The following is a 16,520-nucleotide window of genomic DNA, read 5'->3' on the forward strand; positions in this document are numbered from 1 at the left end:
GATAAACCCGGCCGGGCTGACGTCTGCTGACTTGTGATTGCCGACCCTAGTTGATCGACCATTTCCAGTCGCGGATCTCCGGCATGTCCTCGCCATATTCGCGCACATGCGCATGGTGCAGGGCAAGCTTGCCGTTCAGCATCTCGATCACATGCGGAACCTTTGCCTTCAGCTCCGGCACCCGTTCGATGGCCTCAAGCGCAAGATGGTAGCGATCGAGCTGGTTCAATACCGTCATGTCGAAAGGCGTCGTGGTCGTGCCTTCCTCGATGAAGCCGCGCACATGCATGTTGCTGTGGTTCTTGCGCTTGTAGCTCAGCCGATGGATCAGGTACGGATAACCGTGATAGGCGAAGATGACCGGCCGCCCCGTGGTGAACAGCGCGTCGAACTCCTCATCGGTCAATCCGTGTGGATGTTCCTCCTTCGATTGCAGCGTCATCAGGTCGACGACGTTGACGACACGGATCTTCAGGTCCGGGATCGCCTCGCGCAGGATCATCACGGCGGCAAGCGTTTCCATTGTCGGCACGTCGCCGGCGCAGGCCATCACGACATCCGGTGCAATGGCGCCATCTTCATTGCTGGCCCAGTGCCAGGTGCCGATTCCCTTTTCGCAATGCTTGGCCGCATCCTTGATCGAAAGCCATTGCGGCTCCGGCTGCTTGCCGGCCACGATCACGTTGATCCGGTCCCAGGTATTGAGGCAATGGTCGGCCACCCAAAGCAGGGTATTGGCATCCGGCGGCAGATAGATGCGCACCACGTCTGCCTTCTTGTTGGCGATCAGGTCGACGAAGCCGGGATCCTGGTGGGAGAAACCGTTATGGTCCTGCCGCCACACATGCGAGGTGAGCAGGTAGTTGAGTGAGGCGATCGGCTTTCTCCACTCCAGATCACGCGTCACCTTCAGCCATTTGGCATGCTGGTTGACCATACTGTCGATGATGTGGATGAAGGCTTCGTAGCAGGAGAAGAAGCCGTGACGACCGGTCAGCAGGTAACCTTCCAGCCACCCCTGGCATAGATGCTCGGACAGTACCTCCATCACCCTTCCATCGGGCGCAAGATGCACGTCATAGGGCTCGATCTTTTCCATCCAGACGCGGTCGGTTTGTTCGAACACCGCACCCAGCCGGTTGGAATCGGTCTCGTCCGGCCCGAAGATGCGGAAATTCTGTTCCGCGTCATTGAGCTTCAGTACGTCGCGCAGATACTTGCCGAGCACTTCCGTCGTCTGGACGATCTTTTCGCCCGGCACCGTCACGTCGACGGCATAGTCGGCGATCGGCGGGCATTTCAGGTCCTTGCGCAAAATGCCGCCATTGGTATGCGGATTTGCCCCCATGCGACGATTGCCGGTCGGAGCAAGCGCTTTCAGTTCCGGCTTCAGGCTTCCGTCGGCCTCGAACAGGTCTTCGGGATTGTAGCTCTGCATCCAGTCTTCGAGAACCTTGCGGTGACTGTCATTTTCGCGGCAAGTGGCAACCGGAACCTGGTGCGCACGCCAGAAATCCTCAACCTTCTTGCCGTCGACTTCCTTCGGCCCCGTCCAGCCCTTCGGGCTGCGCAGGATGATCATCGGCCAGCGCGGGGCTTGGGTGGAGGGAGCGCCGGAGCGGGCCTTTTCCTGGATCGAGCGGATCATGTCGGTTGCCAGATCCATTGCATCGGCCATCAGCCGGTGCATCGCTTCCGGCTCATGTCCCTCGACGAAGATCGGCGCGTAGCCATGGCCTTCGAAGAGCTTCTTCAGGTCATCATGGGGAATGCGCGAAAGCACCGTAGGGTTGGCGATCTTGTAGCCGTTCAGATGCAGGATCGGCAGAACCGCGCCGTCGCGCACCGGGCTCAGGAACTTGTTGGACTGCCAGCTGGCTGCCAGCGGCCCGGTTTCGGCCTCGCCGTCACCCACCACGCAGGCGACGATCAGGTCGGGATTGTCGAAAGCTGCGCCGAAGGCATGCACCAGCGCATAACCCAGTTCGCCGCCTTCATGAATGGAGCCGGGGGTTTCCGGCGCCACATGGCTCGGCACGCCGCCGGGGAAGGAGAACTGCCGGAACAGCTTGCGCATGCCCTCTTCGTTTTCCGCAATATCCGGATAGATCTCGCTATAGATGCCTTCCATCCAAGTGTTTGCGACCATGCCCGGTCCGCCATGGCCCGGCCCGCATATATAGATGACGTCGAGATCGCGGTTTTTGATCACACGGTTAAGATGCGTATAGATAAAATTGAGGCCGGGGGTCGTGCCCCAGTGGCCGAGGAGTCGCGGTTTGATATGCAGCGGCTGAAGCGGCTCACGCAGGAGCGGATTTTCGAGAAGATAGATCTGTCCGACCGAAAGATAATTGGCTGCCCGCCAATACCGGTTCATCAGCGTCACTTCGTCTTGTGAAAGCTCGGTGCGCGGACGTGTGGGATCAAAATACTCTGCTTGGGAAAATGTGCTGTCCTTCTGGACGATATGTTGCTGCATTGAAAACTCCTCTTTTTTCCTCATCTCCGATACTAATCGATTTAGATGGCCTGCTTCATGACATGGATCATGGACTTGGCGATTGTCCGTCTTCCAGGAGGCGTCGCGCTTTCGGCAGTGTGGATGTTTTATGTGACAATCAGTCAATTATTGCGCGATCGCCGTCAGAATAGGGCAGGGGCTGATGATTGCCAGCTTTAAGGCCGATATTTCTGGCCTCCTCTGCCTGCCGTCGCAGATCGGGCATGACGGTTCGCCGCACCGGGACACCATGCGATACGCGGTCGCACGCTTTGATGCGGCTCAACGCGCTTCCGTTCTTTCTGTACTGTTCGCCATGCAAGGCGCTGCGGCGTGCTGTGTCTCTTGGCCCGGCGCCGGGTTGTTGGCTGGTGAAACGGCGCTTTCGTCGGAGTGCTGATCGGCCGTACGCATCCACTTCTCGCTCGCATGGACGAGCATATCTTCAAGAAGGCGCCGACACTTCGGGTACTGAAATCCTGGTAGCTTCCTGACCTGAAACGCGAAGACCCGGCCCATGAATATTGGGCCGGGTCCCTCCTGGACGACACGGCCTCCGTCGTGTCGTCCCAGCCCACCGTTCAGGCAAATGTGGAGAAACCCGCCACCGTCCGGCTCCGATGGAACCGTTTTGAGCCGCTCGAATATATCCTTGATATCGTCGAGCGGGGCTTGCGTATTTCAGACTGCACCATGCCTTCGGCGGCAAACACGATGCTTGCGCTATGCAGCGCACATCGCTCTCAACCTCCGTGATCTGGACGTTACACGGATCACGGGCGTCTTCATTGACTCAGCGCAACGCTCGGCTGAACGCCGTCTTATGCATCATGGATCGGCTTGTGTTCGGCGATATCGGCCGCATGCCCGAATATTCGCACCAGCCTGGTCCGATCCTCTCCATGCCGCATCAGCGCACGATCGAGCCTGCGGATCTGACCGGGGTCAGGTCGCCAGCGTCCGTCGCTCGGCTTTTGCGTGGTTGTCGCGGGCGCGAACGACATGCGTGGACCGATATTGTCCTGAAACTGCGCAAGCGTCATGCCGGCCTTGACCAGCAGGGCGCGCACGCCGGACCGGCTCTCCGTCGCAATCACCACCCGGAAAGCATTGATCAGGCTTCCCTTGGAAGCGGGAAGCTCGCATGTGTCGTAAAGATCGCTGCCGGTTTCATGCTCGCGAAGATACATCAGATACAAATCTACGAGATGATGCGCGGCCTGCAGCAACTGTGCGTCGCTCCCGATTTCGCGATAATTCCCATACGTCGATTTTGGCGAGACTGAATAAGGCATGATCCTGTCCTCTATTGCCTTGTAAACGCGCAGGATCTGCTTTGGTTCTGCCGTATTTTTAATCGCCGAAAATACGGAGGTGCCGCCGTCTTTTCCCGTCTGATGTTGTGCAATGCAACATCGCCACTTGCACAAACCGGATTATGGCCTATGTTTGTCCTGCGACCGCGTGTCGCATCATGGGTCATTTGACCCCCTTCACCCGCCGAAAATGCCGGGTTTTTTCAAGAAGGATGAAACCATGACAGTCTCAATTAGCAACATTAAGGCATCCCAGAGCGGCGCTGTTCTTTCGGGTCAAGTGGCACGAGCCGTTGCCGAAGCGCGTCTCGCCGCCGGCTACAGCATAGATGACCTTTCTTTGACCACCGGCCTCGTGCACGACGAAATCGTCGGCGTCGAGGAAGGCCTCAATGCCGATCCGGCCAAGTTGAAACGCATTGCCGTGGCGCTGAAATTGCCCCCGTCAGCGCTTCTCGTCGCCTGATTGAAAAGGCACATGAAAGCCCGGCTCAGGCCGGGCTTATTCATTTTGTGGCGAAGCGTTTCTGATACCTCGCCTGGTGGCTCTAAACGCAAGCCCTTAGTCAGTTATATGAGTACCCGATGAACCTGATCGCTCATGTTGAGATACCGGTTACCGATCTTGAGAGAGCGATGCACTTCTATCATGCCGTGTTCGGCGTGACTTTTGGCGATGTCGTGACCATACATGGCAGCAGGATGGCTTACTTCCCCTTCGAGGAAGGGAAAGACGGCGCCAGCGGAGCACTCGCGCAAGGCGACATTTACGTGCCCTCCCGAGAAGGGGCGGTCGTTTATTTAAGCGTCGAAGATATCGACGATGTTCTCGCCAAGGCCGCCGCGCAGGGAAGCGAGATCCTTTTTGCCAAGACGGCGATCAATGACACCAGCTTTGTCGCAGAGATTGCCGATAGCGAAGGCAACCGCATCGCCATCCAATCACTCTGACCGAACGCAGGCCGGTATCTGCTAGGATGGTTCGGCGACGAAGATATGGCTTTCCGCGGTCACCAGTTCGCGAATGTAGTCGACCACGATCCGAAGCCTTGCAAGGTCGCGCGATGTCTCGTGATAGGTCGTCCAATAGGATCGCCTCAGCGTCACCTCGGGCAACAACCTGACGAGCTCGGGATACTGCCGCGCCACATAGTCATGCAATATGCCGATACCCGCTCCAGCCTTGACCGCCTCGGTCTGGCCGATCGCGCTCGAAATCTCGAAGCCGGCATCCCAGTCGCGCATGATCTCGCCGGTAAAATTCAGCGAGGGCGAAAAGATCAGGTCTTCGACATAGCCCACCCGCGCATGTCGTCTCAGGTCCTCGGCCGTCTTCGGTTCGCCCGCCGCGTCGAGATAGGCCCGCGAGGCATAAAGCCCGAGCGTGTAATCGGTCAGCCGGGAAGAGACGAGCCGCCCCTGTTCCGGCTGCTCGATCGTGATCGCAATATCCGCCTCACGCTGCGACAGCGAGAAATGCCGCGGCACCGGCACCAGCTGGATTTTCAGTTCCGGATGACGGCGGGTGAGGTGGCCCATCCGTGATGCGAGAAACGACACGCCGAAACCGTCCGGCGCACCGATCCGCACCGTTCCGGCAATCACCGTGTCGGTACTGGCCGTGCGCGCCTGCGCCGAAAGCATCTCGGTTTCCATCTTTTCGGCCGCGGCCAGCAACACTTCGCCTTCCGCCGTCAGCGTGCAGCCATTGGTTCGCCGGACGAGAAGCCGCGTCTGCAGCGCATCCTCCAGCGCCGTCATCCGCCGCCCGAGCGTCGCATGGTTGATGCCGAGCCGCCGCGAGGCGGAAAGAAGTTGGCCGGTGCGCGCCACCGCCAGAAACATCCGCACATCATCCCAGTCCACGGACGCTACCCTCTGATGTCGAAATTTGCACAACAGTTGCGTAAACTATCGCGTTGAATTGCGCAATTTCGAGTGACATTCTGCCTGCCATAGAAACTAGGAGGAACCCATGCAGGAAATCGGTCATTTCATCGGCGGCAAGCATGTCGCCGGAACCAGCGGTCGCACCGCCGACGTCTTCAATCCGGCAACCGGCGAAGTGCAGGCCAAGGTCGCGCTCGCAAGCGCGTCCGAAATCCGTGCAGCGGTGGAAAATGCCAAGGCCGCGCAGCCGGCATGGGCGGCCACCAATCCCCAGCGTCGCGCCCGCGTCTTCATGAAGTTCGTCGATCTGCTCAATCAGAACATGGATGAGCTTGCCGTCATGCTGTCGAAGGAACACGGCAAGACGGTCGAGGATAGTAAGGGTGATATCGTCCGCGGCCTGGAAGTCTGCGAATTCGTCATCGGCATTCCGCATCTCTCCAAGGGCGAGTTCACCGAAGGGGCCGGTCCTGCGATCGACATGTATTCGATCCGCCAGCCGGTCGGCATCGGCGCCGGCATCACGCCGTTCAATTTCCCCGGCATGATCCCGATGTGGATGTTCGCGCCGGCCATCGCCTGCGGCAACGCCTTCATCCTCAAGCCGTCCGAGCGTGATCCGTCCGTTCCGCTTCGCCTCGCCGAACTGATGATCGAGGCCGGTCTTCCGGCAGGCATCCTAAATGTCATCAATGGCGACAAGGCCGCCGTCGACGCGATTCTCACGGATCCCGATATCGGCGCCGTCTCCTTCGTCGGCTCCACCCCGATTGCCCGTTATGTCTACGGAACGGCAGCGATGAACGGCAAGCGTGCCCAGTGCTTCGGCGGCGCCAAGAACCACATGATCATCATGCCGGATGCCGATCTCGATCAGGCCGTCAACGCGCTGATGGGTGCAGGTTACGGTTCGGCCGGCGAGCGCTGCATGGCCGTCTCTGTCGCTGTCCCGGTTGGCGCTGAAACTGCCGACAGGCTGGTCGAAAAGCTGATCCCGAAGATCGAGAGCCTGCGCATCGGCCCCTATACGGATGACAAGGCCGACATGGGACCGGTCGTCACCAAGGCGGCGCAGGAGCGTATCAATGGCCTGATCGACAAGGGTGTCGAAGAGGGCGCAAAACTTCTCGTCGATGGCCGCGGTTTCAAGCTGCAGGGCTATGAAGACGGCTATTTCGTCGGCGGCTCGCTGTTCGATAACGTCACGCCGGACATGGAAATCTACAAGCAGGAAATCTTCGGCCCTGTTCTTTCCGTCGTCCGCGCGACGAATTACGAGGAAGCGCTGTCGCTGCCGATGAAGCACGAATATGGCAATGGCGTCGCGATCTACACCCGTGATGGCGATGCCGCCCGCGATTTCGCGTCCCGCATCAATATTGGCATGATCGGCATCAACGTGCCGATCCCGGTTCCGCTCGCCTATCACTCCTTCGGCGGCTGGAAGGCCTCGTCCTTCGGCGATCTGAACCAGCATGGCACGGATTCGATCAAGTTCTGGACCAAGACCAAGACGATCACCGCCCGTTGGCCTTCCGGCATCAAGGACGGCGCAGAGTTCGTCATGCCGGTTATGAAGTAGCGGAAATACAGTTGATGGCGGGTGCTGCCGTACCCGCCATCGAATCCTCTCATGTAAACTATCCCTCACGAAAGATTGACGTGACCGTCAGTTGCCCTAAATTGGAGCGGGTAGGAGTGGGAGTTATGTCATGGTTTACGAGTGGGACGAAAAGCGTGCCCGTCGCACGCATCTGGCGCGTATTGGCCTCAGCATCCTTGCAGCCGCAATAACTTTGGGCGTATCCGCCGCGATTGCCATCGCCATGTCGATCGGCTGAGAAATAACCGGAATTAGCATTCTTTCTGCGGTCCGAGGCCGGTTCTTCGGCTCGAACCAGCCAGCCTCGACCTCTTCCCGAGGCAAGTATGGCGGCTGAGCGAGCCTATTGTCACAGCTTTAGCGAATATGACTTTTATCAAGGAGCTGCTGCCGGTGACGGTGTAAGCAGGATCGATCGTTGCAGGGCAAACTGCACTCATCGGTTGCTTTATGTTGATTTTTGCATTCAGGATTTGCTTTTTTGTGCATTCGGTGAATTAGTGCACTTGAAAACAAGCTTCCGATTTCCCTATTTTGGAATTGTTCAAAACTAGGGAAGCGTCTATATAGAGCTCTCTCGAGTCTTCGGAGACCATCATGCGCCTGACAAAACAGACCAATTATGCCGTAAGAATGCTGATGTATTGCGCAGCCAATGACGGGCATCTCAGCCGCATTCCGGAGATTGCCAAGGCCTATGGTGTGTCCGAGCTCTTCCTGTTCAAGATCCTTCAGCCGCTCAACAAGGCCGGGCTTGTCGAGACCGTGCGTGGCCGCAATGGCGGCGTCAAGCTCGGTCGCGCTGCCGACAAGATTACCCTGTTCGATGTCGTGCGCGTCACGGAAGACAGTTTCGCCATGGCGGAATGCTTCGAGGATGACGGTGCGATCGAATGTCCGCTGGTCGATAGCTGCGGCCTCAACTCCGCGCTTCGCAAGGCGCTGAACGCCTTCTTCGACGTTCTGGCCGAATACACGATCGATGATTTGGTCAAGGCGCGTCCGCAGATCAACTTCCTCCTCGGCCTCGATGCGGTCGATATGAAGAAGGTTGTGGCTCCCGCCGCCTGATAAGTAGCGCTCTGTATTTGATGGAAACGCCGGTCACTCCGGCGTTTTTGTTTATCTGGGCTGACTTCGGTTGACCTTCCTGCTCCTGCGGCTAGAACGGATCCTGCCTTGCCATGCCGGCAGCCTGCCGCCTTGGCAGCCTGTTGCACAGACAGGTGTCAGGACCGGTTTTTATGAATTTTCCAGAATTACGTCAGTTTTTGCTAACGTCCATTATTGGAACAGCCGGTGCGCTTGTTGCCATCGCCATCGGGTTTCCGGCGCCTTATCTGATCGGCCCGGCGGTCGCCGTCACTTTCGCGGGGCTTGCCGGACTTCACCTCGGCGTGCCGCATCTCATTCGCAATGCCTGTTTCATCGTCATCGGCATATCGATGGGCTCCACCGTCACGCCGGAGATCTTTGTCGCCGCACGCACCTGGCCGCTCAGCTTCATCATGGTCTTTGTGGCGGTCTTCATTCTGCTGTTCTCCGCCGCCTGGGTGCTGCAAAAGCTGTTCCGCTACGATCGCACGACAGCACTTCTCGCAGCCTCGCCGGGCCACCTCAGTTACGTTCTCAGCCTCGCCGCCGAAATGCGCTGCGATCTTCGCGCGGTCAGCATTTCCCAAAGCGTGCGCGTGCTGGCGCTGACGATCAGCGTGCCGTTGATCGTCGAAATCTTCGATCTCGCTGAAAATGACGTGATCGTCCTGCCCCAATCGATGAGCATGCCGGTCTTTGTGGTCATGGTTATTGCCTCGGCCGGGTTCGGCCTGCTTTTCCGGCGCTGGAAGTTTCCGGCAGCCCTTCTGGTTGGCGGTGTCTTCGTCTCCATCTCCACCCATGTAACCGGTTTCGTCTCAGGCGCCGTTCCCAACTGGCTGCTGATCCCGATCTATGTTCTGCTCGGCTCGCTGATCGGTTCGCGTTTTTCCGGCCTGTCCTTTGCCGATCTGCGCGTCGCGATCGTTTCCGGCCTGGTCGTCACTGTCGTCGTCATGGCGCTTGCCGGGGGCATCGCTGTGACGGTTTCCTATTTTGCCGATGTGCCGCTCGATGCGGCGCTGATCGCCTTTTCTCCCGGCGGGCTGGAAACCATGGCGGCCATGGCCGTCATGCTCCATGCCGATCCCACCTATGTCGGCGCTCACCATGTTTTGAGGTTGATGTTCCTGTCTGTGTTGATGCCGCTCGTCATCGGCCGGGATGCGAGGTTGAAATAGAATTCGTCACGCGATATGCGCAGATGACATGCAGGGAGAAGAACAAATGACCAAGGCAATCATCGTCATGGGCGTCAGCGGCGCCGGGAAAACCTCGATCGCTGATATGATGGCCAAGCGACTTGGCTGCAAGTTTGTCGAAGGCGACCAGCTGCATCCGGCATCGAACGTCAAGAAGATGGCAGATGGAACGCCTTTGACCGACGAGGATCGCTGGCCCTGGCTGGAAATCATCGGCAACGAACTCAAGGCCTCACGTTCCGCCGGCGAAGATATTATCGTGACGTGCTCCGCCTTGAAGAAGATCTACCGCGAAAAGCTACGTTCTGCTGGCGGCGAGCCGCTTTACATCGTCTTCCTCAAGGGATCCCCGGAACTGCTGGCCTCCCGCATGGGCGCACGTAAGGGCCATTTCATGCCGGCCTCGCTGCTGCAGAGCCAGCTTGCAACGCTGGAAAGCCCTGAAGGCGAGACGAATGTGGTGACGGTCGATATCGACGCAACGGTGCCCGAGATCGTTGAGGATGCAATCGCCCGGCTGGAGAAACTTTGGCGGGAAAATATTTGAGAAATAGATCGCGCCGATCGGAAATTCTTGGTGAATTAAACTTTTATTCACATTTTTTGCTCGGTCAGGTGATCTGAACCTGCCTTTTTTACGTATAACGCTCAATTAGCGTTTCCGGTTTAGCTGGTGACGCATGGTCTAATGAGCGTTGTTGGGAAAAGGGATCGCATGCAGGAGTCGAGTCAGGGCGCGGGACGTGCCGCGCTTCGCCGGGTGCCGAAACAGGAAAGAAGTCGTGAGCGTATCGGCGAGATCCTGAAGGTTGCGAAGGAACTGATCGGTCAGAAGGGCATCGATGCCGTGACCATGAAGGAAATCGCGGCTCTTTCCGGTGGCCCGATCGCTTCGGTCTACCAGTATTTCCCCAACAAGTCGGCCATCATCGCCATGCTCTACGAGCTTTATGTGGAAGAGGTGCGCGAACTGATCGCCGGCCACGTTTCACGCATCGAGACAGCCGATGATGCTCTCAAGGCGACCGACGATCTGTTCGACATCTATTACGAGCGCATGCGTCAGGAACCGTCCACTCAGGATCTCCTGAATGCGATCCAGGCCGACAAGGCGCTGGCCGACCTCGATATCGCCGAAACGCGGGCTCAGGCGGAAGTTTTCTATCAACTCACCCAGCATTTCGTCGCCGAACCACTGCGTGAAAACTATGCGCAGACCTTGTTCGTCATGTTCCACATGGCGGGTGCAACGCTACGCCTCGCACTGATGGTTCCGGCGGAAGCTGCGCAGATCTCGGCACAGTTCAAGTCGATCGTGCGCACCCACGCGACCTACTTCCTCAAGGGGCATTTCCCCGCCACCGCATAGGTGTTTGGGCGTTATCAGACGCCCAATTTATCCCTGATCCCGTAATACCATGCACCGAGTGCCGTCAGCGGCACCCGGAACATGCGCCCGCCGGGGAAGGGCAGGTTGGGCAGTGATGCCCAGACATCGAACCGCTCGGCATGACCGGCCACGGCCTCGCCGAGGATTTTTCCTAAGAGATGCGTCGTCGTCACCCCATGGCCGCTGTCGCCATGAGAAAAATAGACCTTGTCCGACAGCTTCCCCATATGCGGAATGCGGGTCAGCGTCAGCGCGAAATTGCCGCTCCAGGCATAATCGATCTTGGTGTCCTTAAGCTGCGGAAACGTTTTGAGCATGTTGGGACGGATCACGCCGGTCAGGTTTTTCGGATCATTGCCGCCATAGCCGATACCGCCGCCATAAAGCAGCCGGTTGTCTGCAGTGCGGCGATAGTAGTCGAGAATGTAATTGGCATCCTCGACGCAGTAATTCGCCGGCAGCAGCTCCTCGATCATTGAGGCCTCGAGCGGTTCCGTTACCATCACTTGGCTCGATACCGGCATCATCCGGCCATGCACCTGCGGGAAAAGCGGCGCCAGATAGGCATTGCCGCAGATCAGCACATAAGACGCCGTCACCGAACCCGCTCCCGTGCTGACGACCGGTCGTGCCTTGTCTGTATCGACCGCAATCACCCGCGAGCCTTCGAAAATCTTCGCGCCAAAATTTTCCGCCGCGCGCGTCTCGCCAAGCACGAGGTTGAGCGGATGGATATGCCCACCGAGCTTGTCGATCATCCCGCCGGCATAGCGGTCGGTCTTCACATATTGTCCGACATCCGCCTTCGACACCATCTCAAGACCATGATGCCCATGCCGTTCCCAGTCGGCCTTGTGATGCTCCATCTCGCGGATCTGCTTGTCGGTAAAAGCGGCAAAGAAACCGCCATGTTCGAGGTCGCAGTCGATCGCATATTTGGCCACCCGCTCGCGGATGATGTTGCCGCCTTCGAGCGACATTTTTCCAAGTTCGATCGCCTTGTCCTTGCCGTAGCGCCCGGCGATCGTCTCCAGGTCACGGCTGTAGCCGTTGACGATCTGCCCGCCATTACGCCCGGATGCGCCGAAACCGATCCTTGTCGCCTCCAGCACCACGACCGAAAACCCGCGTTCGACAAGCTCCAGCGCCGCAGATATGCCGGTAAACCCGGCACCGATGATGCAGACATCGGTCTCGATATCGCCGGCAAGGGCAGGGCGCACACGCTTGTCATTGGCGCTTGCCGCATACCAGGAGCCGGTATGGCCGGGATTGGTGGCGCTGTCTCGAAACGTCATCTCATACCGTCCTTATATAGGCGTCATATTCCACGTCGGTGACGCGTAGCGAAAACTCGGCCAGTTCCTGTGCCTTGCAGGCACTATAAAGCGACCGGTATTTCGGGCCGAGTGTGGCATAGGCGAAAGTGGATCGGGCAAACTGCCGCAGCGCATAGTCCCAGTTGGTCGGCAGCGGATCATGGTTGATCGCGTGCTCGTCGCCGGTAATCGCACCGCCCGGGTTGCGCTTCTCCTTGATGCCGGAGAGGGCGGCATTGAGGATCATCGCGAGCGCCAGATAGGGGTTCACGTCGGCACCGGCTACCCGGTGTTCGATCCGCGTTGCCGGCTTCGAAGCGGTGATCACCCGCACCGCCGCCGAGCGATTGTCGAACCCCCAGGACGCATAGGTCGGCGCATGTTCGGATGGCCGAAGCCGCCGGTAGGAATTGGCATGCGGCGCAAACACCGCCATGCTCTCCCCCATATTCTCCAAAAGTCCGCCGACCGAATGGAACAGCATTTCCGAAGGCCCGTCCTCACCGGCATAGACATTGCGCCCGGCCTCGTCGATCAGCGAGAAATGCACATGCATGCCGCTGCCAGCCTGCATGCCATAGGGTTTCGCCATGAATGTCGCGTCGAGGTCATTGGCGCGCGCCACGCCCTTGACGATCCGCTTCAAAAGCACCGCATAATCGGCCGCCCTCAGCGCATCCGGCACATGGTTGAGATTGATCTCATATTGGCCGGGACCGTTTTCGCGCACCACCATGTCGGCCGGTATCCCTTGCGCCCTTGCGGCACTGGCGATGCCGTGAAAGACCTCTTCGAAATCCTGAAGTTCGGAGATCGAAAGCACCTGCGTCTGGCCCGTATGCCAGCGCCCCTCGCGCGAATTCGGCGGCCGCACAGGATCGAGTGCCGAGCGCAACGGGTCGATCAGGTAGAATTCCAGCTCCGTCGCCACGACGGGTGTCAGCCCGATCTTCGAAAACCCTTTCAGCACATTGGCCAGCACCTGCCGTGGATCGCCGTAGAAGCCGGACCCGTCCGGATCGCGCATGCCGAGCAGCACCTGCGCCGTCGGCCGGGTGAGCCAGTTGATCCGCGACAGCGTGCCGGGGATCGGAAAACACAAGCCGTCCGGATCACCGGTTCCCTGCGCCAGCCCGGCGGCATTCACATCGCGGCCCCAGACATCGAGCGCATAGACCGAGCGCGGCATCGCCATGCCCTTTTCCAGCACATCGAGCGCCCGTTCGCGCGGTATCCACTTTCCGCGCGGAACACCATTCGCGTCGATCACGAAGGCTTCGAGAACCTCGATATCGGGATTGGCATCGAAAAAGCTTTTGGCATTGGCAACATCATTCATGAAACACCAGAAAATCAACTCGAACCCAAGGCGGAAAACGCCCGCTCACGCCTGCAATGAGGCGCGCTAACGGTCGAGAAATCTGGCGTCGTAGATGAGATAACGTGCCATTGCCATGTCGTCCCGGCAGATCAGGGCGATCATCCGGGCATCGTTCCCTTTGATTGTTCCTTAAAGCCTAACCCGGCTTTTTGCCAAAAACCAGCCCGGCCGAGGCGATCGTCATTCAGGCGAAAAACACTAAGCGTTGAACCGCTCCGGCCGGTAGGCCGAAATGTCGATCAGCGTCTTTTCGCCCAAAATCGCCTCGGCGATCACCTGGCCGGTCACCGGTCCGAGTGTCAGCCCGTGATGCGCATGGCCGAAAGCGAACCACAGGCCGTCATGCCGCGGCGCCTTGCCGATCACCGGCATCATGTCCGGCGTGCAGGGCCGCGCACCCATCCACGGTTCCTTGTCCAGCTTCTCGCCAAGCGGAAAGACTTGCCCCGCCACCGCTTCCGCGCGGGCCAACTGCACCGGCGTCTTCGGCGCATCGCGGTGGGCAAATTCCGCCCCGGTCGTCAGCCTGATCCCCTGGTTCATCGGCGCCAGAAGATAACCGCACTCCGCATCCAGCAGCCAGCCGTTGAGCGTTGCATCGCCCTTTGGCGCGTAATGCATGTGATAGCCGCGCTTCACCCCGACAAGGAAATTGTAGCCGAGCGGTTTCGTCACCACATCCGACCACGGCCCGAGCGCCACCACCACGTCCTTCGCTTCCACCGTGCCGTCCCCGGCAACGACCCGCCACCCGCTCGTGGTCTTCGAAAGGCTGCGCGCATCGCCTTTCAGCACCTTGCCGCCGAGCTTCTCGAACAGCCGCACATAGGCCTGGCTGAGCGCCAGCGGGTCCTTTACCGACCACGGATCTTCCCAGCGCAAGGCACCGGCGAAACCTTGCGAAAGATGCGGCTCCCGCGCCGCCAGATCCTTCGGCGAAAGCGCCTCGAACGCCACGCCGTATTCTCGCCTCAGCCTTTCGGCCTCGCGAAGCTCGCCATCCCGTTTGGCCGCTGTGCGAAAAAGCTCCGTCCAGCCATCCTTGGCGATCAGCGCCTGCGCGCCGGCTTCCTCGATCAGCTCGTTATGGGTGGAAATCGAATGCTCGATCAGCGGCGCATAGGCGCGGGCGATGAGTTGATGGCGGGAAAGGTTCGAGTGCCACCAATATTTCGCCAGGAAGGAAGAAACGGAAGGAAGCGCCCGCCAATGAAAATGCGAGTCAATCCGGTTGTTCATGGCATTGCGCAATATCTGGCCGAACTGCTGCGGAAAGCCGTAGGGCACGACCCCCTCGCGCTGGATCAGCCCGGCATTGCCATAGGATGTCTCGCGCCCCGGCTCGCCCCGATCGACGAGAACCACAGCCTTGCCGCGCCGGGCAAGCTGCAGGGCCGTCGAAATGCCGACAATGCCGGCCCCAAGTACGATGACATCCGCAGCCGTCATGATCTTTCGTCTCCACACGCATCCGATCACCGGAACATGCCGCCCCGGTGATCGCCGCGCAAACGAAAAATAGTGAAGTCGCGGTGGTTTAGCCCTTCAGCGCCTCGGCCGAAATCCAGAACACGGCATCCTGAGATTCCGCCGTTTCCAGCCAGAGGAATTCCAGATGCGGATATTCCTCTTCGAGGATTTCGCGGCCAGAGCCGATCTCGCAGATCATCCCGCCTTCAGGGTTCAGATAGTCGCCGGCCTGTTCAAGGATCTGCCGCACCAGATCAAGCCCGTCCTCGCCGCCGTCATGCGCCATCGCCGGTTCCGCCTGATGCTCGGCCGGAAAGCCGGCCATCGAGGCATGGTCCACATAGGGCGGGTTGGTGATGATCAGGTCATAGGTCTTGCCCTTCAACGGGCCGAACAGATCGCCCTGATAAAGCGAGACCTGCTCTTGAACTTCATGTTCGGCCACATTGATCTTCGCCACGTCCAGCGCATCGGCCGAAAGATCGACTGCATCGATCGCCGCATTGGGGAAGAATTTTGCCGCAAGCACCGCAAGGCAGCCCGAACCGGTGCAGATATCGACGGCACTTTCCACCATGAAAGGATCCGGCAGATAGGCCGAACCCTGCTCGCCCAGATATTCCGAAAACAGGATCTCGCCGATATGCGACCGCGGCACGATCACCCGCTCGTCGACATGGAAGCGCACGCCCTGGATATAGGAGTGTCCGGTAATATAGGACGAAGGCTTGCGCGTCGTCACCCGCGTCTCGATCCGCTCGGCCAAAAGCTTGCGTTCGGAGGGCAGAAGCCGCGCATCGAGAAACGGATCGAGCGCATCGATCGGCAGGTTCAAACTGTCGAGCAGCAGAAAAGCCGCATCGTCGCCTGCCGTCGTCGTGCCATGGCCGTAACCAAGCTCCGCCGCACTGAAACGGGAAATCGCATAACGCCAGTAATCGCGCAGCGTCACGAGGTCTGTCGTAATGTTATCCTGGCTCACCGGCGTCTCTCTTCGTCACAACTGGGTTTTCATCATGTCCACACCATATAGGGCTGGACGAAGCCGGGCATAGAATGGCAAGGGCGGATGGGTCAACAGGTAGCGCTATGCAATTACCCCTCCAAACCCTCCCCACAAGGGGGAGGGCTAAGCAAGCCGCTCCGTGGAGGCCCAGATTGAGGCTGGCGGTTGCTGCAGATTTTTTCCCCACCTGTGGGGGAGATGGCCGGCAGGCCAGAGGGCGCGCCGCAAACTCAAAGTCGAGCGAAGGCGCGGTGGCCTGCACAGGAATCGTATGAAATGAACGAAAAAATCCGACGCCCCAAACCGACGCCGAACCGCAGGCCCGCCGCCGCCCTGCCATCCGCC

16 protein-coding genes are annotated in these 16,520 nt (G+C 59.1%); 9 read left to right on the plus strand and 7 right to left on the minus strand.

Annotation, left to right across the window (positions count from 1 at the left end):
• Window positions 1–46 precede the first annotated feature (46 nt).
• Window positions 47–2,482, minus strand: a complete 2,436-nt coding sequence (locus JNB91_RS27845) for a phosphoketolase family protein (RefSeq protein WP_220328709.1) — start codon at window positions 2,480–2,482, stop codon at window positions 47–49.
• Between the two features lie 184 nt (window positions 2,483–2,666).
• On the opposite strand from JNB91_RS27845, the gene JNB91_RS27850 reads away from it, so the two are divergent.
• Window positions 2,667–2,903, plus strand: coding sequence for a hypothetical protein (locus JNB91_RS27850; RefSeq protein WP_220328710.1), 237 nt, complete (start codon window positions 2,667–2,669; stop codon window positions 2,901–2,903).
• A 421-nt stretch (window positions 2,904–3,324) separates the two neighbouring features.
• Here JNB91_RS27850 and JNB91_RS27855 read toward each other — a convergent pair whose 3' ends face one another.
• The gene (locus JNB91_RS27855) at window positions 3,325–3,798 is read right to left on the minus strand and encodes a hypothetical protein (protein ID WP_220328711.1); all 474 of its coding nucleotides are present in this window, start codon (window positions 3,796–3,798) and stop codon (window positions 3,325–3,327) included.
• Window positions 3,799–4,039: 241 nt separating this feature from the next.
• On the opposite strand from JNB91_RS27855, the gene JNB91_RS27860 reads away from it, so the two are divergent.
• Both JNB91_RS27860 and JNB91_RS27865 read left to right on the plus strand, forming a co-directional pair.
• Window positions 4,040–4,285 carry a helix-turn-helix domain-containing protein gene (locus JNB91_RS27860; protein ID WP_220328712.1) on the plus strand — a complete coding sequence of 82 codons (246 nt, stop codon included), beginning with the start codon at window positions 4,040–4,042 and terminating at the stop codon, window positions 4,283–4,285.
• 119 nt (window positions 4,286–4,404) lie between these two features.
• On the plus strand, window positions 4,405–4,770 hold the full coding sequence (locus tag JNB91_RS27865) for a VOC family protein (RefSeq protein WP_220328713.1): 366 nt from the start codon (window positions 4,405–4,407) through the stop codon (window positions 4,768–4,770).
• Window positions 4,771–4,791: 21 nt separating this feature from the next.
• On the opposite strand, the gene JNB91_RS27870 is transcribed toward JNB91_RS27865, so the two are convergent.
• A complete protein-coding gene (locus JNB91_RS27870) occupies window positions 4,792–5,685 on the minus strand; it encodes a LysR family transcriptional regulator (protein ID WP_220328714.1) in 894 nt (297 codons plus the stop codon).
• Window positions 5,686–5,794: 109 nt separating this feature from the next.
• On the opposite strand from JNB91_RS27870, the gene JNB91_RS27875 reads away from it, so the two are divergent.
• From JNB91_RS27875 to JNB91_RS27895, 6 genes are all read left to right on the plus strand, one after another.
• Window positions 5,795–7,291, plus strand: coding sequence for a CoA-acylating methylmalonate-semialdehyde dehydrogenase (locus JNB91_RS27875; protein ID WP_220328715.1), 1,497 nt, complete (start codon window positions 5,795–5,797; stop codon window positions 7,289–7,291).
• Window positions 7,292–7,421: 130 nt separating this feature from the next.
• Window positions 7,422–7,550 (plus strand): hypothetical protein, encoded by a 129-nt coding sequence (locus JNB91_RS31285; RefSeq protein ID WP_262928040.1) that lies wholly within the window; start codon window positions 7,422–7,424, stop codon window positions 7,548–7,550.
• 359 nt (window positions 7,551–7,909) lie between these two features.
• Window positions 7,910–8,383: an iron-responsive transcriptional regulator RirA gene (rirA, locus tag JNB91_RS27880; protein ID WP_220328716.1), complete on the plus strand. Its 474-nt coding sequence runs from the start codon at window positions 7,910–7,912 to the stop codon at window positions 8,381–8,383.
• 173 nt (window positions 8,384–8,556) lie between these two features.
• A complete protein-coding gene (locus JNB91_RS27885) occupies window positions 8,557–9,588 on the plus strand; it encodes an AbrB family transcriptional regulator (protein WP_220328717.1) in 1,032 nt (343 codons plus the stop codon).
• Window positions 9,589–9,634: 46 nt separating this feature from the next.
• On the plus strand, window positions 9,635–10,156 hold the full coding sequence (locus tag JNB91_RS27890; protein ID WP_220328718.1) for a gluconokinase: 522 nt from the start codon (window positions 9,635–9,637) through the stop codon (window positions 10,154–10,156).
• A 168-nt stretch (window positions 10,157–10,324) separates the two neighbouring features.
• Window positions 10,325–10,978, plus strand: a complete 654-nt coding sequence (locus JNB91_RS27895) for a TetR/AcrR family transcriptional regulator (RefSeq protein WP_220328719.1) — start codon at window positions 10,325–10,327, stop codon at window positions 10,976–10,978.
• A gap of 14 nt (window positions 10,979–10,992) precedes the next feature.
• Here the strand turns inward: JNB91_RS27895 and JNB91_RS27900 are convergent, their stop codons facing one another.
• The 4 genes from JNB91_RS27900 to prmB all read right to left on the minus strand — a co-directional run bounded on the left by JNB91_RS27900 (window position 10,993) and on the right by prmB (window position 16,151).
• Window positions 10,993–12,297: an NAD(P)/FAD-dependent oxidoreductase gene (locus JNB91_RS27900; RefSeq protein WP_220328720.1), complete on the minus strand. Its 1,305-nt coding sequence runs from the start codon at window positions 12,295–12,297 to the stop codon at window positions 10,993–10,995.
• Window position 12,298: 1 nt separating this feature from the next.
• Window positions 12,299–13,657, minus strand: a complete 1,359-nt coding sequence (locus JNB91_RS27905) for a glutamine synthetase family protein (RefSeq protein ID WP_220328721.1) — start codon at window positions 13,655–13,657, stop codon at window positions 12,299–12,301.
• Between the two features lie 240 nt (window positions 13,658–13,897).
• Entirely contained in the window at window positions 13,898–15,148 is a 1,251-nt protein-coding gene (locus tag JNB91_RS27910) for an NAD(P)/FAD-dependent oxidoreductase (protein ID WP_220328722.1), read from the minus strand.
• An 88-nt stretch (window positions 15,149–15,236) separates the two neighbouring features.
• The gene (gene prmB / locus JNB91_RS27915; protein WP_220328723.1) at window positions 15,237–16,151 is read right to left on the minus strand and encodes a 50S ribosomal protein L3 N(5)-glutamine methyltransferase; all 915 of its coding nucleotides are present in this window, start codon (window positions 16,149–16,151) and stop codon (window positions 15,237–15,239) included.
• Window positions 16,152–16,520: the final 369 nt, after the last annotated feature.

It is taken from the genome of Aliirhizobium wenxiniae, from assembly GCF_019511445.1.
In the GTDB taxonomy this organism is placed as follows: domain Bacteria; phylum Pseudomonadota; class Alphaproteobacteria; order Rhizobiales; family Rhizobiaceae; genus Neorhizobium; species Neorhizobium wenxiniae_A.